Origin of the sequence: Micrococcus lacusdianchii (genome assembly GCF_023155805.1) — a bacterium.
Classification (GTDB): Bacteria; Actinomycetota; Actinomycetes; order Actinomycetales; family Micrococcaceae; genus Micrococcus; species Micrococcus lacusdianchii.
Genome location: NZ_JAKNUW010000002.1, coordinates 188,850 through 207,680 on the forward strand (window position 1 = coordinate 188,850; position 18,831 = coordinate 207,680).

Sequence of the window (18,831 nt, forward strand, 5' to 3'; positions counted from 1 at the left end):
AACCCTAGGACCGGCCGGGTCAGAGTTGCCCCGAGAGGACTCATTCTCCCCGCGCGCGGGATGACCGGCGGATCACCTGATAGGTCCGCAGGAGCGTAGGAAGGTGCACGACGGTCCGGACCAGCCGCCTGGTTCTCGCGGCGAACACCTCGCGGCGGGGTGCCTCGATAAGAGTGAGATTCCTTTCCGACAGGACGTGCCGGGATGGGTGCACGGCGTTCAGCAGGAGCGCGGGCTTCCGCCTCCAGGGAGCGCGGACCACCCCGTCCAGCCACAGCAGCGCCGGCTGGTCCAGATGTTGATAGAGGAGCCAGGTGCGATCGGGCACACGGGTGTCGAGCGTGAGCAGCCCTCGTCCGTGCCGCTTCACGAACGGGGCGACCTGTGGGCCGCAGTCGAACTCGGCGATCCGGCGGTCGAGCGTCCGCATCGCGTCATCATCCAGGGCGTCGGCCAGGACGCCCAAGCGCGGGTCGGAGCCACCATGCGGGCCGGACCGAAGGATGTTCAGGAGCAGGATCAGGGCGTGGTCGACGCGATCCGGGACGTCCACACGCCAGTGCGCGAGCTCCACATGGTCATGTCGCGCCCAGAGGGAGTTGAACACCTCTCCGGGCAGGGGGGCGACCCCCGGGATGTGATGATGGATGTCGATGTCAACCGGCCAGTGCTCATGAACGAGTGTCACTGCATGTTTTAATGCGACTCCCTCCATGCCCGAGGGTCGGGTGGACCATCCCGTGCCCAGCAGTGACCTCTCCAGCCGGTGGGCATCCTCTTCCGTCAGGAAGGCATCGATGTCGGTGGAGATGCGGCGCCCACGAAGTCCCTGATGATGAGCTGCCGGACCTTTCAGGAAGAGGACCCGGAGCTCGAGCTCATCGCAGTGGCGCTGGATCAGGGCATGGGCGAGGTCGACTGCGACGTCGAGGGGGAGTGGAGCGGGCGGCGGTCTCATACCGGAGAAATCGGCAGCTGACATGGTCACTGCTCGCGCGTTGGCGTGGGGTCCTCGCGGCCGTAGTAGGTCTGACCGTAGTACTGGTAGGAGGCCGCCTCAGCGCCCCTAGCGGGGACGCGGTTGAGGATAACACCGAGAATGTCGCCGTCGATGTTCTGTACGTTCGAGATCGCCTTGTCCAATTCGTCGACGGTGGGCCGGCCGGCGCTGACAACGAGGACGCACCCGTCGAACCGACGAGCAAGGATCGCGCCGTCCGTCACGGGGAGGAGCGGTGGAGCATCGATCAGAACCAGCGCGTTGTCGGCAAGACCGCGGACCATGTCATGGAAGCGGTCAGAGCCGAGGATCTCTGACGGGTTGGGGGGAATCCGCCCCGCCCCGATGAAGGACAGATTCGGCAGGCCGACGACGGTCTGGGCGACCTCCTCGACCGTGGCCTGCCCGAGCATCACGTCTGTGACACCCACGCCTCCCACCAGGCCGAGGGTCTCCGAGAGGACCGGCCGACGGAGGTCGGCATCAATAAGGACGACATCTCGACCTGCTTGAGCTAGGGTCACGGCCAGATTCGCCACGATGGACGACTTGCCCTCGCCGGGGTGAGCCGATGTCACCGTGATCACTTGAGGGGCGTCGTCAGGGCGCAGGAAGTCGATGTTGGTGCGGAGCTCCTTGAAGGCCTCCGTGGTCCGGAACGTGGCACGGTTGTGTGTCTCCGCCTGCTGGTCGACAAAGATTCGGGCCCGCGCACCCGCTGTGTCCTTCTTGGACCGCTCCACCTGGGGGATCGTGCCCAGGATGGACAGTCCGTAGCGTTCTTCGATCATGGCCGAAGAGCGGATCCGGTTGTCCAGGAGGTGGCGAGCCAGTGCGTAGCCGAGTCCGATGAGCAGGCCTGTCCCGGCACCCAGGGCCAGGACGAGAGGGATGTTCGGCCACGACGGAGAGGCGGGCAGGTTGGCATCCGCGAGGATCTCGACCGAGATGATGGATGAGCCAGGTGCCGTGTCGCTGGACTCGAGGTCCTGCACTCGTTCGGCCAGGGCCTGGGTCCAGGCCTGGGACAGCTCCTGCGCGCGCTGCGCGGTCGATTCCTCCGCGCTGATCTCGAGGAGGGCGCCGTTGCGAGTGCTCTCCACCCCCGTAGCCTCCAGGGCGTCCTCCACCGACAGTGAGAAGGACAGCTCTTGAACCACCGACTCTGCGAGCGCCCGCGAATCACCCAGCTCGGCGTACTGCTGCGCCTTGGACTTCGCCAAGTTGTCCGCGGTCAGTGCCACTCCGATGTTCTCACCCGCTCCGATGGAGACCACCGCCGACGTCGTGGACGTGTAGCGAGGCGTCTGAACGGCGGCCCAGAGCGCTGTGACCAGGACACCCACCAGAGGGGCGACCAGCAGAGCGGGCCAGTAGCGCCGGACGAACCGTAGAACATCCCTAAGAGAGACCGAAGAGTCAGGAGCAGCGTCCAAGTGGGGCGGTACGGTCACGGGTATTCCTCGGCATTCGTCAACGGATCGAGAGTGGGGGACGGCCTCGTGTTGGCACTTCTCGCGCATCTTGCCGACCCGCCAGGGGCTACGCGAAACACCCTACCCGTGTGGCCGAGGAAACCTCAGACGCCGGGGTGGGAATGGTCAGTCACCCGAGGGGCTGACGATGTCCACCAGTCCGTGGGACAAGAGCGCCTGAACTTGGTTGAGAATGAGGGCGCGTCCATGGTCGGGGTCCGCTGTTTCGTCCAAGAGGGCGGCGTGCACCTGTTCGATCGTGCGCGGCTGCTGCAGCTCCTCCCACACCCAGAGAGTGGGGGCTGCGAGGCGGATCGGCGCTCCGAGGCCGTTCGCCACGTAGACCACACCTTCCGCTCCGGCAACCCACGGATGCGCCCTGACAACGTAACGACGACCCTCCACACCTCCGTTCCATTCCCCGCCATCCACCGTCTCCGTACGTCCAGCGTTTCCGGAGGGCCTAGTGCTATTGCTCATCTCCACCCCACGGCTCGGCGCCACTGGTCCTGGCCGGGCCGGGCCCACAGGCCCAGGTCGCCGCGGCGCACGAGGGTGCGGTCCGGGCGGGGCATGCGGCCCTGCCTGCCCGTCTCGGGGACCGCCGCCCCGCTCTGGGCGCGCATCTGCGCCAGCACTGCGGTGAGGGCGGCCGTCTCCTCGGGCTCGAGCTGGGCGCCGTCGAGGCGGACGGGATCGGGCTCCTCCTGCTCCCCGCCCGGGCGCGGGGTGTGCTGCGCGGCGCTCACAGCGGCATGTTCCCGTGCTTCTTGGCGGGGCGTGCCTCGCGCTTGTGGTGGGTGGCCCGCAGTGCGCGCACGAGCTGCGCGCGGGTCTGGCGCGGCGGGACCACCGCGTCCACGTAGCCCAGGTCCGCGGCCTGGTAGGGGTTGAGCAGCTCCGCCTCGTAGTCCGCCACGAGCTGCGCGCGGCGGGCCTCCACGTCCTCGCCCGCCTCCGCGGCGGCCTGCAGCTCCCGGCGGTACAGGATGTTGACCGCGCCCTGCGGGCCCATCACGCCGATCTGCGCCGACGGCCACGCCAGGTTCAGGTCAGCGCCGAGCTTCTTGGAGCCCATCACGATGTACGCGCCGCCGAACGCCTTGCGGGTGATCACGGTGAGCTTCGGCACCGAGGCCTCCGCGTACGCGTAGATGAGCTTGGCGCCGCGGCGGATGATGCCGTTGAACTCCTGGTCCGTGCCGGGCAGGAAGCCGGGGACGTCCACGAGGGTGAGGATCGGGATGTTGAAGGCGTCGCAGAACCGCACGAACCGTGCGGCCTTCTCCGCGGCGGCGATGTCCAGCGTCCCGGCGAGCTGCTGCGGCTGGTTCGCCACCACGCCCACGCTCATCCCATCCATGCGGGCCAGGCCGGTGATCACGTTGGGGGCGTACATCTCCTGCAGCTGCAGCAGCAGGCCGTCGTCCACCAGTGCGGTGACGACCTCGAGCATGTCGTACGGCTGGTTCGCCGAGTCCGGGACGATCGTGTCCAGCGCCTCGTCCTCCGCGGTGACCTCGAGGGACGCCGGCTCGAAGGCCGGCGCCTCCGCGAGGTTGTTGGAGGGCAGGAACTCCAGCAGATCCTGCACGTAGGCGATCGCGTCCTCCTCCGACGTCGCCATGTAGTGCGCCGTGCCGGAGGTGGCGTTGTGGCTGCGTGCCCCGCCGAGGGTCTCCATGTCCACGTCCTCGCCCGTGACGGTCTTGATCACGTCCGGCCCGGTGATGAACATGTGCGAGGTCTGGTCCACCATCACCACGACGTCCGTCAGCGCCGGCGAGTACGCCGCGCCGCCCGCGGACGGGCCCATGATCAGCGAGATCTGCGGGACCATCCCGGAGGCCAGGACGTTGTTCCGGAAGATGTCCGCGAACTGCGCCAGGGAGGCCACCCCCTCCTGGATGCGCGCGCCGCCGCCGTCGAGGATGCCGATCACGGGGCAGCCGTTGCGCGCGGCGAACTCCTGGACCTTCACGATCTTCTGGCCGTTGCGCTCGGACAGCGAGCCGCCGAACACGGTGAAGTCCTGGGAGTAGACGGCCACCTGGCGGCCGTCCACCGTGCCGAAGCCGGCGACGACGCCGTCGCCGGCCGGGTGCTTGGCGTCCATGCCGAAGGCCGTGGTGCGGTGCGTGGAGAGGGCGTCCAGCTCTACGAACGAGCCCTCGTCCAGCAGCAGCTCCACTCGCTCGCGGGCGGTGTGCTTGCCGCGGGAGTGCTGGCGCTGCACGGCGGCCTCACCCCCGGGGGCCGCCGTGGCCTCGAGCCGGCGCTGCAGATCGGCCAGCCGGCCGGCGGTGGTGCTGAGGTCGGGGTCGGTCACGCGGGACTCCTCGGGGCGGGGGCGGCGGACAGGCCCGGGCGGGCCCGCCGCGGGGCTCTGATGCGGCGGTCGGGTGCGGCCGTCAGTCTACGCGCGCGGCCCGACGGCGCGCGGGGCGGGCGGGCAGGACGTCCTCGCCCCGGGCCATGACCTCCTGCTGCTCGGCGATCTCCTTGGCGAGGAAGTGGTTGAGCGCCGTCCGGATGGCGGCGATGGCCGCCAGGCGCCCGATCATGTCCCACGTCGGCCACGGCGCCCACCGTCACGGCGGCCGCTCCCAGCGACTCCACCACCAGGATCACGACGCCGATCACGGCCTGGACGGTCTCCTCCACGGGGCACCTGCTTCCGCTCGTCCAACCCCCGCGCGGACACCCGGGGACGGCCCGAGGATACGCGTGCGCCGCAGGGTCCGGAGGGGTGGCCGGGCGGCGCGGTCCGACGTCGGCTATACCTGAAGGAATGGGACGACTCACATGGCTGGACACGGTGGACTCCACACAGGACGCCCTGCTGCGCCTGCTGAACGGGCCGGCGGGCCCGTCCAGGACGGAGGGCACGACGCCGGCCCCCGCCCACGGTGACGCGCTCGCCACGGCGGACCAGCGCTCGGGGCGCGGCCGCCACGGCCGGGTCTGGGCGGCCCCGCCCGGGAGCTCCCTGGCGCTGTCCGTGCTGCTGCGCCCGGCCGGGCCCTCCGGCCCGCTGGCCCCGGCCCACTGGAGCTGGCTCTCCCTCGTGGCGGCGTCGGCGGTGGCCGGGCTCCTGGCGGAGCGGGGCGCCCCGACGCATGTGAAGTGGCCCAACGACGTCCTCGCCGAGGACGGCCGCAAGCTGTGCGGCGTGCTGGCCACCGTGGCCCCGGGCGGCGGCGTCGTGGTGGGCACGGGCGTGAACCTGGCCTTCCCGGCCGGGCCCCCGGCCGCCACCGCCACCGCACTCGCCGACTGGGTCCCGGCCGCCGCCGTGCCCTCGCCGCAGGCCCTCGCGGAGGAGCTGCTCGCCGCCGTCGTGACCGCCGCGGACGCGTTCGCCGCGGCACTGGACGGCGTGGCCGACCCCGTGGACGGGACCCACCTCGCCGTGGTCCCCGTGGCGGCCCGGCTGAGCACGCCCGGTCGGTCCGTGCGGGCCGAGCTGCCGGACGGCACGGCGCTCGAGGGGGAGGCCGTGGGACTGGGCCCCGGAGGGGTCCTGCGGGTCAGGACCGCCGCCGGGGGCCGTGAGACACTGGAGACCGAGATCAGCGCCGGCGACGTGGTCCACCTGAGGGGTGACGTGCGCCGGGGCCGGTGACGCCCGGCGGGCGCCCGGCATGGACAGTCCGGAGGTGGGCGAGGATGCGGCTGGAGCCCGGCGAGCAGGTGGTGGTGCGCACGCGCCGCCATCCCCGCGCGCTCCTCGGCGCCGCCTCCGCCCTGGTGGCCACCGCCTTCCTGCTCGGCCTGGCGCGGGGCGTACTGGCCCGCCCGGACCTGCCCGGCGTCGTGGACCGGGCCGCCCCGTGGCTGGACACCCTCCTGTGGGCCGCGGCCGCGCTGGCCGTCCTGCTGGGCACGCTCCGTCCCCTGCTGCGCTGGCTGACGGGCCGCACCGTGCTCACCACCGCACGCCTGATCCGCCGCACGGGCCTCGGCGGCGGTCCGGACGGCGCCATGCCGCTGGTGGCCATCGCGGACGTGGAGCGCCGCGGCCGCGGCGCGGGCGCCGGCGACCTGCTGGTCCTGTTCCAGGACCCGATCCGGCAGGTGTACTGGCGCCTCACCGATGTCCCCGAGGCCGCCCGCTTCGAGGAGCTGCTCGCCGAGGCCACCCGCCGGGCCCGGACCGTCTCCCGGCCTGCCGCCGACCTGGGGGGAGGACCCCGATGACCCGCCACCGCCCCGACCCGGCGACCCCCGCCACCGCGCCCCTGCCCGTGGTGCCCTCGCCGGACGGCCCCCGCGCCGCCGCCGGGCGTCCCCGCCGCACGCCCGCCCCCGTCACCCAGCCCGGCTGGACGAGCGCCATGCGCACCCTCGACGCGGGCCTCGTGGTGGGACCGCGCGCCATCTCCCGCCGGGAGGCGGCCCGCCGCCTCGGCGTCACCGCCGGCGCCGCCCGCCGCATCTCCCGGGCCCTGGGCTACCCGGACGTGCCGGATGAGGAGACCGTGTTCTCCGAGGAGGACCTGGATGCCTTCGACGCCGTCCTCCAGCTGGTCCGCGAGGGCATCCTCAACGAGGACACGGCCGTGTCCCTGGCCCGCTCCGTGGGCCAGATGACGGACCGCATGGTGGTCTGGCAGATCGAGGCGCTGGTGGAGGACCAGATCTCCTCGGAGGGCCGGACGGACCCGGAGGCCCGCCGCGCCGCCGTCGACCTCCTGCCGGAGATCATCAGCCCGCTCGAGAAGGTGATGCAGGTGGTGTACCGCCGCCAGCTCAACAACGCCGTGCAGCGCCTGACGGTGCGCGTGGAGGCGGGGCTGGCGGCGTCCGAGCAGGGCCGGGACGGCTCCGAGGACGACGCGCCGCTCCCGCTCGCCCGTGCGGTGGGGTTCGCGGACATGGTCTCCTACACCACTCTGTCCCGGACCATGGGCGAGCGGACGCTGGCCCGCATGGTGCAGCGGTTCGAGTCCAAGGCCGCGGAGATCATCGCGGCCGGCGGCGGCTGGCTCGTGAAGACGGTCGGGGACGAGGTGCTGTTCAACGCGGAGACCCCGGAGGCCGGAGCGGAGATCGCGCTGGCGCTCTCCGACGCCATGGCGGCGGACAGGGAGCTGCCCTCGGCCCGGGTGTCCCTGGCGTGGGGGCGCGTGCTCTCCCGCCTGGGGGACATCTACGGGCCCACCGTGAACCTGGCCTCCCGGCTGACGTCCCTGGCGGATCCGGGTACCGTGCTCGTGGACGCCATGACCGCGGCCGCCCTCTCCGAGGACGAGCGCTTCGTGCTCGTCCCGCAGCCGCCGCGGATCGTCCGGGGGTTCGGAGAGGTCCGCCCCTCCCTCCTCATGAACGGCTCGGCGCAGCCCCTGATCACCGACTGAACCCGAGGTTCCATGAGCGAGCAGCCGACCACCGGCGCGGGCACGTCCGCGCAGCCCGAGGCGGTGGCGGTGACCCACGTGGGAGCCGTCCGGGAGCTGAACGAGGACTCCTGGGCCGTCGTCGGCGATCCGCTGCTGCTGGCCGCCGTGGCGGACGGCATGGGCGGTCACGAGGCCGGAGAGGTGGCCTCGGCCGCCGCGGTCGAGCTGCTCGAGCGGCGTGCGCCGGAGGTCCTCGCCCCGGGCACGGCGCACACGCCCCAGGAGTTCGGGGCCCTGGTCCACGAGGCCAACGCGGCCGTGATCGAGGCCGGCGGGGGCCGCTCCGGCACCACCCTCACCGCCCTGGCCTGCCTGGACGCGGAGCGCGGCCGCTGGGCGATCGCCAACGTGGGCGACTCGCGCGCCTACCTGCGTCCCGTGGGCGCTCCCGTGCTCCAGCAGCTGACCGTGGACCACTCCGCGGTGCAGATGATGGTGGCGGCCGGCGAGCTGACGCCGGCGGAGGCACGCGTGCACCCGCGCCGCAACGTCATCACCCGCGCCCTGGGCTCGAGCCACGCCCTCACGGTGGACGTGGCCGAGATCGACCTCGCCCCCGGGGACCGCGTCCTGCTGTGCAGCGACGGCCTGACCGGCGAGCTCCTGGACGAGGAGATCCGCGAGATCCTCGACGACGCCGGATCGCTCTCCGCGGCCGCCGAGCGTCTCGTGGGGGCCGCGCTGTGGCGTGGCGGCCGGGACAACGTCACCGTGGTGCTGATCGGCTTCCCCGGGCCCTGATGCCGTGACCGGGGCCGCCGCTAGGCTGACCCGGTGAGCACCGCAGACCGCGCCCCGGCCGAGGGCCCCGACGACCACGTCCCCACCCAGGAGCAGATCCCCGAGCAGGGCCTGCGCGAGCGCTACGACGCGCTCGTGGAGCAGGTGCGTGCCGCGCGCGTGGCCTACTACCAGCACGACGCCCCCGAGCTCTCCGACGCCGAGTACGACCGGCTCTACCGCGAGCTCGAGGACATCGAGTCGCTGCACCCCGAGCTGGTGTCGAACGACTCGCCCACCCAGGAGGTCGGCGGCGAGGCCTCCGAGGCGTTCGCCCCCGTCACCCATGGCGCACGCATGTACTCGCTCGAGGACCTGTTCTCCCCGGAGGAGCTCGAGGCCTGGTTCCTGCGGGCCGCCGGCGCGCTGACCGAGGTGCGCCCGGGGCGGGTCCCGCGGTGGCTCGTGGAGGTCAAGATCGACGGGCTCGCGGTGGCCCTGCGGTACCGCGGCGGGCGCCTGGTGCAGGCGGCCACCCGCGGCGACGGCGTCACGGGCGAGGATGTGACCCGCAACGTCATGACCATCCAGGACGTGCCCCAGCGGCTGTCCGGGGAGGGCTGGCCCGAGGAGTTCGAGGTGCGCGGCGAGGTGTTCATGCCCTCGCAGGCGTTCGCCGAGCTCAACGAGCGGCGCGCGGAGGAGGGACTGCCGCCCTTCGCGAACCCGCGCAACGCCGCCGCCGGCGCGCTGCGCCAGAAGGACCCGGCCGTCACCGCGCAGCGTCCCCTGAGCATGTTCGTCCACGGCATCGGCTCGGTGGAGGCGTTCGGGCTGGACTCGCAGGAGGAGGCCTACGCGGCGCTGGCCGGCTGGGGTCTGCCCGTGAGCCCCTACACCCGCGTGGTGGCGGGCGCGGACGAGGCGGCGCTGGCCGACGTCGTCGCGGTGATCGAGGAGTACGGCCAGAAAAGGCACCGCCTGGTCCACGAGATCGACGGGATCGTGCTGAAGGCGGACGCGTTCGCCGACCAGCGCTACCTGGGGCACACCTCCCGCGTACCGCGCTGGGCCGCGGCGTACAAGTACCCGCCGGAGGAGGTGCACACCCGGCTGCTGGACATCACGGTCTCGGTGGGCCGCACCGGCCGCGTCACCCCGTTCGCCATCATGGAGCCCGCCCGAGTGGCCGGGTCCACCGTGGGCATGGCCACCCTCCACAACCAGGACGTGGTCAAGGCCAAGGACGTGCTGATCGGGGACATCGTGGTGCTGCGCAAAGCCGGGGACATCATCCCGGAGGTGGTGGGCCCGGTGCTGCCGATGCGCGAGAGGCTGCGGGCCGAGGGCGTGGAGCTGCGCGAGTTCGTCATGCCGTCCGAGTGCCCCTCCTGTGACACCCCGTTGGCCCCGGCCAAGGAGGGGGACGTGGACCTGCGCTGCCCCAACGCGCGCAGCTGCCCCGCCCAGCTGGCCGGGCGGGTGGAGCACCTGGCCGGCCGAGGCGCGTTCGACGTCGAGGCGCTCGGCGAGGAGGCCGCCCGCTGGCTGGTGAACGGCCCCGGTCCGGATCCGGCGGAGAACGAGGGGCGCGTGGTGCCCGAGGGTGCCGGGCCGATCACGGCCGAGGCCCAGCTGTTCGACCTGGCCTCCGGCACGCCCGAGGAGATCACGGGCCCACGCGGGGAGGACGGGCTGACGGACGCCCAGCGCGCACTCGGCGAGGTCCGTGTGTGGCGCGAGGGCCGGACCAAGGTGGGCGGGCGGATGGTCCCGTCCGGCGCCTGGACCCTCAAGCCCTACTTCTTCACCGCGGGCACCGCGAAGCGGCCCTCGGCGCCCACGGCGAACACGCAGCGCCTGTTCGACGAGCTGGAGAAGGCGAAGTCCCAGCCGCTGTGGCGGGTGCTCGTGGCGCTGTCCATCCGGCATGTCGGCCCGACGGCGGCCCGCTCCCTGGCCACCGCGTTCGGCTCCATGACGGCCCTGCGGGCGGCGGCCGAGGGCGGCGAACGGGAGCGGCTCGCGGAGATCGACGGCGTGGGGCCGACCATCGCCGACGCGCTCATCGAGTGGTTCGCCCAGGACTGGCACCGCGAGATCGTGGACCGCTGGGCCGCGGCCGGGGTGCGCATGGAGGACGAGCGGGACGAGTCCGTCCCGCGCACCCTCGAGGGCGTCACGGTGGTGGTCACCGGCTCGCTCGAGGGCTTCTCCCGCGACTCCGCGAAGGAGGCCATCCTGGTGCGCGGGGGCAAGGCGTCCGGCTCCGTGTCCCGGAAGACCCACTTCCTGGTGGCGGGGGAGTCCGCCGGCTCCAAGCTGGACAAGGCCGAGCAGCTCGGGGTGCCCGTGCTGGACGAGGCCGGGTTCGTGCGGCTGCTGGCCGAGGGACCCGCGGCGTTCGGCGGGGAGGACGAGGACGCCGAGGCGGAGGACGGCCCGGACGCCCCCGAGGACGCCGCGTCGGCCGCGGAGGAGCAGGCGTGAGCGCCGCCGGGACGACGCCGGCCGGGCTGCTGGTGGTGGCCAAGGCCGCCGCGCGCGCCGGCGCGGACGTGCTCGGCGAGCGCTGGGCCGACCACCACCCGGCGGTGCCGCTGACGCCGGGCCAGCTCGGCGCGGACACGAAGTCCTCCGGGTCGGACTGGGTCACCGACTACGACCGCCGCGCCGAGGACGCCGTGCGCCGCGTGCTCACGGCCTACCGGCCGCAGGACGAGATCACGGGCGAGGAGCACGGGGCCACCGTCCCGGCCGAGCCCTCCGGGTTCCGGTGGTCCATCGACCCGCTGGACGGCACCACCAACTTCATCCGCGGCCTGCCGCAGTTCTGCACCTCGGTGGCCGTGTGGGGACCGGACGCCCGCGGCGAGGGGCGTTGGCTGGCGGGCGCCGTCGTCGCGCCGGGGCTGGGGCGGACCTGGTACGCGTCTGCCGACGGCGGGGCGTTCAGCACCGTGGACGCCTCCACCGCCGGCGTCCACGCCCCGGACCGGGCGGAGCCGGTGCGGCTGACGGGCCCCGTGCCGGGCCGCTCGGGACGCCTGCTGGCCACCGGCTTCGGCTACCAGCCGGAGCGGCGTCGGCTGCAGCTGGCGGCCCTCGAGGAGCTGCTGCCGGGCTTCGGGGACGTGCGGCGGATCGGCTCGGCCGCCCTGGACCTGTGCATGGTCGCGGACGGCACCCTGGACGCGTACGCCGAGTTCGGCACGCAGGAGTACGACTGGGCCGCCGGCGCGCTGGTGGCGGAGGAGGCCGGCGTGCCCGTCACCCGCCCCGCCTCCGGCGACGGCGCCGCCCACCCGGACTGGATGGTGGCCGGGGACGTGGACGCGTCCGCCCTGGCCCGCGCGAGGCAGGCGATCGCATGAGGCGCCTGCTCGGCCACCCGTGGGCCTACCCGGCGGTCTTCATCGGCGCGGGGATCGCGTTCGCGGCCTGGGGCACGGCACGGCAGAACGTCGCCGTGATCGTGTCCGCGGTGCTGATGGTCCTGCTGATGCTCCCGTACCTGCGCGCCACCCGCGTGCGCTTGCGGCCCTTCGCGCAGGCGCAGGGCACGCTGGACGCGGGCGGCGTGGTGGTGTTCTGGCGGCCGGGCTGCCAGTACTGCATGACGCTGCTCAAGGTCCTCACCGCCGAGGAGCGGGACCGCGTGCATTGGGTGAACATCTGGCAGGAGCCGGAGGCGGCGGCCGCCCTCGAGGGGCTGCACGAGGCGCGCGACGGCCACCCCCACCAGGCCGTGCCCACCGCCTGGCTGCGCCGGCGCGACTACGTCGTGGCCACGGACGCGACCCGCGCCCGCCTGAAGGACACGCTGCGCCAGCACGCCGGAGGCGACGCATGAGCCCCCTCGTCCGCCCGCTGCGCCCCGAGGACCACGAGGCGGTCGCCGAGCTCACCCTGGCGTCCTATGTCGACGGCGGCCACATCGCCCCCGATGACGCCTACGTGAAGACCCTCAGGGACGTGGCCGACCGGGCCGGCCGCGCGGAGGTGCTCGTGGCCGAGGTCGACGGCGAGGTGGCCGGGTCCGTGGTGCTCACCCCGCCCGGCTCGCCCCTGGCCGAGACCTCCGGCGACGGGGAGTACGAGTTCCGCATGCTCGCCGTGCACCCGCGGTTCCACCGCCGCGGGGTGGGCGGCGCCCTGCTGGCCGAGATCGTGGCGCGGGTCCGCGCCGAGGAGGGCGTGGACGCCGTCGTGCTGACCACCATGCCCTCCATGACCGACGCCCACCGGATGTACGAGCGCGCCGGCTTCGTGCGCGTCCCGGAGAGGGACTGGCTCCTCGCGGACGTGGTGCCGGACCTCGACCCGGCCGACGAGACCGGCCCGTTCCTCGTCTACCGGCTCGCGCTGGACTGACCCCGGGCGGGACATCGGCACCGGGACCCCATTCGGGGCGGGAAATCCCTGTCATGCGGGCCCGGAGCGCCGCGGTGGGGTGGATCTCCCGCCTCGAAGCGGTGACGGCGGCCGTCCAGGCCCCGGCACTAGACTCGACCCCGATGTGGCCGCCGCCGCGCCGGCGTCGTCCACCCCGCCCCGACCCGTCACACGAGGAGATCCATGCCTGAGATCACCCGGGATCAGGTGGAGCATCTGGCTCGCCTGGCCCACATCCGGATGACCGACGAGGAGCTGGACACGATGTCCGGCGACCTGGAGAAGATCCTGGAGCACGTCTCCGCGGTCCAGGCCGCCGCGGGCGACGACGTGACGCCGACGTCCCACCCCATCGCGTTGGAGAACGTGTTCCGCGAGGACGTGCCGGCCGGCATGCTCACGCAGGAGGAGGCCCTCGACCAGGCGCCGGACTCCGAGGACGGCCAGTTCAAGGTCCCCGCCATCCTGGACGGAGAGTGAGCACCCCCATGACCGAGACGTTCGACGTGAACGCGACCCTCGGCGCCGACGAGCTCGTCCGGCTCACCGCGCTGCAGATGGCCGAGCGCCTGCGCGCCGGCACCACCACCTCCGTGGAGCTCGTCCAGGCCCACCTGGACCGCATCGCGGCCCACGACGGCGACGTGCGCGCCGACGCCGACGGCGACCGCGGCGTGCGCGCCTACCTCCACGTGAACACGGACGAGGCCCTCGCCGTCGCCGCCGAGGTGGACGCGATCCGCGCCGCCGGCGGCCCCGAGGCCGACGCCCTGCACCCGCTGGCCGGTGTGCCCGTGGCCGTGAAGGACAACATCGTCACGCGCGGCCAGCCGACCACGGCCGCCTCCCGCATGCTCGAGGGCTGGCTCAGCCCGTACGACGCCACGGTGGTGGCCCGCCTCCGCGAGGCCCGCCTGCCGATCCTGGGCAAGACCAACCTCGACGAGTTCGCGATGGGCGGCTCCACCGAGCACTCCGCGTTCGGCATCACCCGCAACCCGTGGGACGGGGACCGCGTGCCCGGCGGCTCGGGCGGCGGGTCGGCGGCCGCCGTGGCCGCCTTCCTGGCCCCCTTCGCCCTCGGCTCGGACACCGGCGGCTCCGTGCGTGAGCCCGCCGCGTTCACCGGCACGGTCGGCGTGAAGCCCACCTACGGCGCGGTCTCCCGCTACGGCCTGATCGCCATGGCCTCCTCGCTGGACCAGATCGGCCCCGCCGCCCGCACCGTGGCCGACGCCGCGGCGCTGCAGCAGGTCATCGGCGGCCACGACCCGCTGGACTCCACGTCCCTGGCCGACGCGCCGGCGGACCTGACCGCCGCGGCCCGCGGCCGCGACCTGGCGGGGCTGCGCGTCGGCGTCGTGACGGACCTGCCGGCGGAGGCGTTCCACCCGGGCATCCGGGCCGGCTTCGACGAGCACGTCGCGGCCCTGCGGGAGGCCGGCGCGGAGATCGTGGAGGTCTCCTGCCCGAGCTTCGACGCCGCCCTCGGCGCGTACTACCTGATCATGCCCTCGGAGGCCTCCTCCAACCTGGCCCGCTTCGACGGGGTCCGCTACGGCCACCGCGTGGTGCCCGACGGCGGCGGCACGATCGAGCAGGTCATGGGCGCCACCCGCGCCGCCGGCTTCGGCGCCGAGGTCAAGCGCCGCATCATCCTGGGCACCTACGCGCTGTCCGCCGGCTACTACGACGCCTACTACGGCTCCGCGCAGAAGGTCCGCACGCTCGTGCAGGAGGACTTCGCCCGCGCCTTCGAGCAGGTGGACGTCATCCTCACGCCCACCGCGCCGACCCCGGCGTTCGAGCTGGGCGCCAAGACGGACGACCCGATGACCATGTACGTCAACGACCTGGCCACCATCCCGGCCAACCTCGCCGGCATCCCGGGCATGTCCGTGCCGGGCGGCGTCGTCGACGGGCTGCCCTACGGCCTGCAGCTGATGGCGCCGGCGCGCGAGGACGCCCGCCTGTACGAGGCCGGCGCCGCGCTCGAACGCCTCGTGGCCCAGCGCCGGGGCGGGCCGGTGTGGGCCGGGGCCCCCGAGCTGGAGAAGGGCGCGCAGCGCGCCACCACCGCGACCACGGCAGGAGGCCGGGCATGAGCCACGCAGAGCAGACCATGGACTTCGCGGAGGCGATGGAGCGCTTCGACCCCGTGTTGGGCTTCGAGGTGCACGTGGAGCTGAACACGGCCACGAAGATCTTCTCCTCGGCGCCCAACGCGTTCGGCGACGAGCCGAACACCAACGTGACCCCGCTCGACCTCGGCCTGCCCGGCACCCTGCCGGTGCTCAACCGCGAGGCCGTGGAGTACGCGATCCACCTGGGCGTGGCCCTGGACGCGCAGGTCGCCGAGACCTGCCGGTTCGCGCGGAAGAACTACTTCTACCCGGACACGCCGAAGAACTTCCAGACCTCCCAGTACGACGAGCCGATCGTCTTCGACGGCCACCTGGACGTCGAGCTGGAGGACGGCGAGGTCTTCCGCGTGGAGATCGAGCGCGCGCACCTCGAGGACGATGCCGGCAAGCTCACCCACGTGGGCGGCTCGGGCCGCATCCAGGGCGCCTCGGCGTCGCTGGTGGACTACAACCGCGCCGGCGTGCCGCTCATCGAGATCGTCACCAAGCCGATCGTCGGCGCCGGCGCGCGGGCCCCCGAGCTGGCCCGCGCCTACGTCACCGCGATCCGGGACATCGTCAAGGCCATCGGCATCTCGGACGCCCGCATGGAGCACGGCAACGTGCGCTGCGACGCGAACGTGTCCCTCATGGAGAAGGGCGCGGACCGCTTCGGCACGCGCACCGAGACGAAGAACGTGGGCTCCACGCGCGCCGTGCAGCAGGCCGTCACCCATGAGATCCAGCGTCAGGCCGCCGTGCTCGCCGCGGGCGGGACCGTGACGCAGGAGACCCGCCACTGGCACGAGGACACCCGGACCACCACGTCCGGCCGCCCGAAGTCCGACGCCGACGACTACCGCTACTTCCCCGAGCCGGACCTCGTGCCCGTGCACGTGGACGCCGCGTGGATCGAGCGCGTCCGCGCCGAGCTGCCCGAGCTGCCGGCCGTGCGGAACAGGCGGCTCAAGGGCGAGTGGGGCTTCTCCGACGCCGAGTTCCGCGACGTGGTCAACGCCGGCGTGGCGGACCAGATCGCCGAGACCGTGGAGGCCGGCGCCTCCGCGGCCGCCGCCCGCAAGTGGTGGATGGGCGAGATCGCCCGCCTGGCCAACGTCGCGGAGAAGGAGGTCGCCGAGCTCGGCGTGACCCCCGCCCACGTCGTGGAGGTCGAGGAGCTGATCGCGGCCAAGACGATCAACGACAAGATCGCCAAGCAGGTCCTCGGCTTCGTGGCCGAGGGCGAGGGTTCGCCGAAGGAGATCGTCGAGGCCCGCTCGCTGGCGGTGGTCTCCGACGACGGCGCCCTCACCGCTGCCGTCGACGCCGCCATCGCGGACAACCCGGACGTGGTGGCGAAGATCCAGGGCGGCAAGATGGCCGCCGTCGGCGCCCTGATCGGCCCGGTCATGAAGGCCACCCGCGGGCAGGCCGACGCCGGCCGGGTGCGGGAGATCGTGCTGGAGCGGCTCGGGGTGGGCTGAGCCGCCCCCTTCCTCGTCGAGGGGCCACGAATGGTGGGAATCCAGCCCGGATGCGAAAGGTACGTGGCCCCTCGTCGTCGGTTGTGGGTCACAGCGCCGCGCTCGCCCGCTCGATCCTCGGCAGCACCTTGCGCAGCAGCCGACCCCAGCGCGGCACGCGCCCGGTGATCTCCTGCCGGGCCGCGGCGTCGTCGAGGGAGTCCAGGGCGGCGGCGCCCAGCCAGACCCGGGCTCGCCGGGCCTCCGCGGGCGTGCGGGCGATGGCCTCGATCCGTCCCTCGCCGTGCCAGATCCCCAGGTAGGCCACGTTGCGTGCGGCGTCGCCGGCGTGGGCGAGGTCCCAGTCCAGGATCCCGGAGAGCTCCCACCGCACGTCCGCCCCGTCCGGGGCGGGCACCCAGTGCATGTTGTGCCCGGCCAGGTCGCCGTGCACCAGCGCGGGCCCGTCCGGGGGCGCGGCGGCCCACGCGGTCACGGCCGCCGCGATCCTCTCGACGACGCCGGCCCAGTCCGCCGGGAGCGCTCCGGCATGTTCGGCCGGCAGGGACTCACGCAGCCGCCCGAGACGCTCCACCCGCTCGGCGGTCCACGGACCCCGGAACGCGAACGCCGGGCCCAGGCCCGCGGAGACGCCCGGTGCGGTCACGTCCACCGCGTCGAGGGCGTCCACGATCCCGCGGAGGACGGTCGGGTCGCCCTCGTGGGGCGGGTGCGGCTGCCCCGGCACGAACGCCTGGACGACGGCCGCGGCGAGGGGGCGGCCGGCGTCGTCGTCCTGGCGGACCACCGCGGAGAGCGGGCGCGGCACCGCGAAGGGCAGGCCCGCGTCCGCGAGCGCCTCGAGCAGGGCCATGCGGCGGGGCAGGTGCGCGGCCGGGGAGTCCTCCAGCGTCCACGCCGCGCCCACAGGCGCCCCGGCCTCGCTCGGCCGGGTCATGCGCAGCACTCCCACGCCGTCCAGCACGAGCACCCGGTGGAACTGCCCGGACTCCACCACGTGGCCGGCGGACCAGTCGGCGGTGCGGAGTCGGGCGGCGACGTCGTCGGTCACCTCCGGCAGCAGGCGCCGCAGGGCCTCGGTCACCAGCTCGAGCTCGGATGCCGCGGGGGAGGAGGTCATGGGCCCCACGCTAGCGCCCGGCCACCCCTCCACTTTCGGTCGCGGAATCGGTGCTTCCAGGCCCCTGGCGGAGGCCTGAGGGGACGATTTCGCGCTCGAAAGCGAGGGGGAGGGGGAGGAGAGGAGGGGAGGGGATACTGTCGGGCATGACCGGCTCCGCCCCCTCCATCCCCGCTGCCCGCCCGGCTCCCCGGGCCCTCCCCGCCCCGAGCGCGCGCGTGGTCCGGTGGGAGATCGCGATCGTGCTGGGCCTGTCCCTGGGCCGCAGCGCCGTGTACGCGATCGTCCAGCTGATCGACAAGGCCACCCGCGCCCCGCTCGGCGAGCAGACCACCGTGCTGAACCCGACGCTCAGCCCGCGCCCCGGCTTCGACCTCACCTACCAGCTCCTGGACATCGGCTTCGCACTGATGCCCGTGCTGCTCGTGCTGCACCTGACGTGGCTGCGGGGGCGGAACCCGTTCCGGGCGTTCGGCCTGGACCTGCGCCACCCCGTCCGCGACCTCGTCTGGGGCCTCGCCCTGTTCCTCGGGATCGGCCTCGGCACCCTCGGTGTGTACGCCGCAGGCCGGGCCGCCGGGATCACGACGGCGATCGTCGCCAACGCCCTCGACGAGACCTGGTACCACGTCCCCGTGCTGCTGCTCTCGGCCGCGCGGCACGCGCTCGTGGAGGAGGTGATCGTGGGGGCGTGGCTCGTCGACCGGCTCGGGTGGCTCCAGCAGCTGCGTGCCGCCGGACGGCACCGGGATCCGGCCCCCGCCCTCGCCTCACCCCGGGTGAGCGACGCCGGCCTGCACCTGCCCGTGCGGGCGGGGACCGTCGTCGTCGCCCTCGCGGTGCTGCGCGGGGCGTACCACCTGTACCAGGGCGTGGGCCCGGGGATCGGCAACGCGCTCATGGGGGTGGTGTTCACGCTCGTGCTGCTGCGCACGCGCCGGGTCATGCCGCTGGTCCTGGCCCACTTCCTGCTGGACGCCGCCGGGTTCGTGGCGTACCCCATGCTGCATGAGGCGGGACTCTTCGGCGGGTGAGGGCGTCCCCGCGGCACTCTCGGGGCGGAACCTGGTGCTGTCACTCCGGGAAAGAGCCAGGTTTCGCCCCGGAACCGC

The 18,831-nt window shown here is 73.5% G+C and carries 19 protein-coding genes; 12 read left to right on the forward strand and 7 right to left on the reverse strand.

Annotated features, from left to right (window positions below; genetic code table 11):
• Positions 1–40 precede the first annotated feature (40 nt).
• From MA879_RS02210 to MA879_RS02235, 6 genes are all read right to left on the reverse strand, one after another.
• Positions 41–982, reverse strand: coding sequence for a nucleotidyltransferase family protein (locus MA879_RS02210; RefSeq protein ID WP_248123022.1), 942 nt, complete (start codon positions 980–982; stop codon positions 41–43).
• 2 nt (positions 983–984) lie between these two features.
• Positions 985–2,244 (reverse strand): polysaccharide biosynthesis tyrosine autokinase, encoded by a 1,260-nt coding sequence (locus MA879_RS02215; protein ID WP_248123023.1) that lies wholly within the window; start codon positions 2,242–2,244, stop codon positions 985–987.
• Between the two features lie 357 nt (positions 2,245–2,601).
• Positions 2,602–2,763: a hypothetical protein gene (locus MA879_RS02220; protein WP_248123025.1), complete on the reverse strand. Its 162-nt coding sequence runs from the start codon at positions 2,761–2,763 to the stop codon at positions 2,602–2,604.
• A 188-nt stretch (positions 2,764–2,951) separates the two neighbouring features.
• Positions 2,952–3,224: a hypothetical protein gene (locus MA879_RS02225; RefSeq protein WP_248123026.1), complete on the reverse strand. Its 273-nt coding sequence runs from the start codon at positions 3,222–3,224 to the stop codon at positions 2,952–2,954.
• The gene (locus MA879_RS02230) at positions 3,221–4,804 is read right to left on the reverse strand and encodes an acyl-CoA carboxylase subunit beta (protein ID WP_248123028.1); all 1,584 of its coding nucleotides are present in this window, start codon (positions 4,802–4,804) and stop codon (positions 3,221–3,223) included. The genes MA879_RS02225 and MA879_RS02230 overlap by 4 nt, the downstream gene beginning before the upstream one ends.
• A gap of 82 nt (positions 4,805–4,886) precedes the next feature.
• Positions 4,887–5,039 (reverse strand): DUF1622 domain-containing protein, encoded by a 153-nt coding sequence (locus MA879_RS02235; protein ID WP_248123029.1) that lies wholly within the window; start codon positions 5,037–5,039, stop codon positions 4,887–4,889.
• Positions 5,040–5,266: 227 nt separating this feature from the next.
• On the opposite strand from MA879_RS02235, the gene MA879_RS02240 reads away from it, so the two are divergent.
• The 11 genes from MA879_RS02240 (at position 5,267) to gatB (ending at position 16,599) form a co-directional block, all read left to right on the forward strand.
• Positions 5,267–6,100 carry a biotin--[acetyl-CoA-carboxylase] ligase gene (locus MA879_RS02240; RefSeq protein WP_248123031.1) on the forward strand — a complete coding sequence of 278 codons (834 nt, stop codon included), beginning with the start codon at positions 5,267–5,269 and terminating at the stop codon, positions 6,098–6,100.
• Positions 6,101–6,144: 44 nt separating this feature from the next.
• A complete protein-coding gene (locus MA879_RS02245) occupies positions 6,145–6,675 on the forward strand; it encodes a PH domain-containing protein (RefSeq protein WP_248123032.1) in 531 nt (176 codons plus the stop codon).
• Positions 6,672–7,835, forward strand: a complete 1,164-nt coding sequence (locus MA879_RS02250; protein WP_248123034.1) for an adenylate/guanylate cyclase domain-containing protein — start codon at positions 6,672–6,674, stop codon at positions 7,833–7,835. The genes MA879_RS02245 and MA879_RS02250 overlap by 4 nt, the downstream gene beginning before the upstream one ends.
• A gap of 12 nt (positions 7,836–7,847) precedes the next feature.
• Positions 7,848–8,618, forward strand: a complete 771-nt coding sequence (locus tag MA879_RS02255) for a PP2C family protein-serine/threonine phosphatase (protein WP_248123035.1) — start codon at positions 7,848–7,850, stop codon at positions 8,616–8,618.
• Positions 8,619–8,651: 33 nt separating this feature from the next.
• Positions 8,652–11,087 (forward strand): NAD-dependent DNA ligase LigA, encoded by a 2,436-nt coding sequence (gene ligA / locus MA879_RS02260; RefSeq protein WP_418001205.1) that lies wholly within the window; start codon positions 8,652–8,654, stop codon positions 11,085–11,087.
• A complete protein-coding gene (locus tag MA879_RS02265; protein ID WP_248123036.1) occupies positions 11,084–11,971 on the forward strand; it encodes an inositol monophosphatase family protein in 888 nt (295 codons plus the stop codon). Before ligA ends, MA879_RS02265 begins: the two co-directional genes overlap by 4 nt.
• Positions 11,968–12,450, forward strand: a complete 483-nt coding sequence (locus tag MA879_RS02270; protein ID WP_248123038.1) for a thioredoxin family protein — start codon at positions 11,968–11,970, stop codon at positions 12,448–12,450. The genes MA879_RS02265 and MA879_RS02270 overlap by 4 nt, the downstream gene beginning before the upstream one ends.
• Positions 12,447–12,971, forward strand: coding sequence for a GNAT family N-acetyltransferase (locus MA879_RS02275; protein WP_248123039.1), 525 nt, complete (start codon positions 12,447–12,449; stop codon positions 12,969–12,971). Before MA879_RS02270 ends, MA879_RS02275 begins: the two co-directional genes overlap by 4 nt.
• Before the next feature lie 204 nt (positions 12,972–13,175).
• Positions 13,176–13,472 (forward strand): Asp-tRNA(Asn)/Glu-tRNA(Gln) amidotransferase subunit GatC, encoded by a 297-nt coding sequence (gene gatC, locus MA879_RS02280; RefSeq protein ID WP_002854348.1) that lies wholly within the window; start codon positions 13,176–13,178, stop codon positions 13,470–13,472.
• An 8-nt stretch (positions 13,473–13,480) separates the two neighbouring features.
• Positions 13,481–15,097 carry an Asp-tRNA(Asn)/Glu-tRNA(Gln) amidotransferase subunit GatA gene (gene gatA / locus MA879_RS02285; protein ID WP_248123041.1) on the forward strand — a complete coding sequence of 539 codons (1,617 nt, stop codon included), beginning with the start codon at positions 13,481–13,483 and terminating at the stop codon, positions 15,095–15,097.
• On the forward strand, positions 15,094–16,599 hold the full coding sequence (gene gatB, locus MA879_RS02290; protein WP_248123042.1) for an Asp-tRNA(Asn)/Glu-tRNA(Gln) amidotransferase subunit GatB: 1,506 nt from the start codon (positions 15,094–15,096) through the stop codon (positions 16,597–16,599). The genes gatA and gatB overlap by 4 nt, the downstream gene beginning before the upstream one ends.
• 88 nt (positions 16,600–16,687) lie before the next feature.
• Here gatB and MA879_RS02295 read toward each other — a convergent pair whose 3' ends face one another.
• Positions 16,688–17,719 carry a phosphotransferase family protein gene (locus MA879_RS02295; RefSeq protein WP_248123043.1) on the reverse strand — a complete coding sequence of 344 codons (1,032 nt, stop codon included), beginning with the start codon at positions 17,717–17,719 and terminating at the stop codon, positions 16,688–16,690.
• Positions 17,720–17,865: 146 nt separating this feature from the next.
• On the opposite strand from MA879_RS02295, the gene MA879_RS02300 reads away from it, so the two are divergent.
• Complete coding sequence (locus tag MA879_RS02300) at positions 17,866–18,753, forward strand: CPBP family intramembrane glutamic endopeptidase (RefSeq protein WP_248123044.1); 888 nt, start codon at positions 17,866–17,868, stop codon at positions 18,751–18,753.
• Positions 18,754–18,831: the final 78 nt, after the last annotated feature.

What these genes read in the sequence shown, in the direction of transcription:
- MA879_RS02250 (WP_248123034.1), top strand. Translation starts at nt 6,672, where the DNA reads ATGACCCGCCACCGCCCCGACCCGGCGACCCCCGCCACCGCGCCCCTG.
- gatA (WP_248123041.1), top strand. Translation starts at nt 13,481, where the DNA reads ATGACCGAGACGTTCGACGTGAACGCGACCCTCGGCGCCGACGAGCTC.
- MA879_RS02270 (WP_248123038.1), top strand. Translation starts at nt 11,968, where the DNA reads ATGAGGCGCCTGCTCGGCCACCCGTGGGCCTACCCGGCGGTCTTCATC.
- MA879_RS02240 (WP_248123031.1), top strand. Translation starts at nt 5,267, where the DNA reads ATGGGACGACTCACATGGCTGGACACGGTGGACTCCACACAGGACGCC.
- MA879_RS02275 (WP_248123039.1), top strand. Translation starts at nt 12,447, where the DNA reads ATGAGCCCCCTCGTCCGCCCGCTGCGCCCCGAGGACCACGAGGCGGTC.
- MA879_RS02235 (WP_248123029.1), bottom strand. Translation starts at nt 5,039, where the DNA reads ATGATCGGGCGCCTGGCGGCCATCGCCGCCATCCGGACGGCGCTCAAC.
- MA879_RS02295 (WP_248123043.1), bottom strand. Translation starts at nt 17,719, where the DNA reads ATGACCTCCTCCCCCGCGGCATCCGAGCTCGAGCTGGTGACCGAGGCC.
- gatC (WP_002854348.1), top strand. Translation starts at nt 13,176, where the DNA reads ATGCCTGAGATCACCCGGGATCAGGTGGAGCATCTGGCTCGCCTGGCC.
- gatB (WP_248123042.1), top strand. Translation starts at nt 15,094, where the DNA reads ATGAGCCACGCAGAGCAGACCATGGACTTCGCGGAGGCGATGGAGCGC.
- MA879_RS02255 (WP_248123035.1), top strand. Translation starts at nt 7,848, where the DNA reads ATGAGCGAGCAGCCGACCACCGGCGCGGGCACGTCCGCGCAGCCCGAG.
- MA879_RS02245 (WP_248123032.1), top strand. Translation starts at nt 6,145, where the DNA reads ATGCGGCTGGAGCCCGGCGAGCAGGTGGTGGTGCGCACGCGCCGCCAT.
- MA879_RS02210 (WP_248123022.1), bottom strand. Translation starts at nt 982, where the DNA reads ATGTCAGCTGCCGATTTCTCCGGTATGAGACCGCCGCCCGCTCCACTC.
- MA879_RS02300 (WP_248123044.1), top strand. Translation starts at nt 17,866, where the DNA reads ATGACCGGCTCCGCCCCCTCCATCCCCGCTGCCCGCCCGGCTCCCCGG.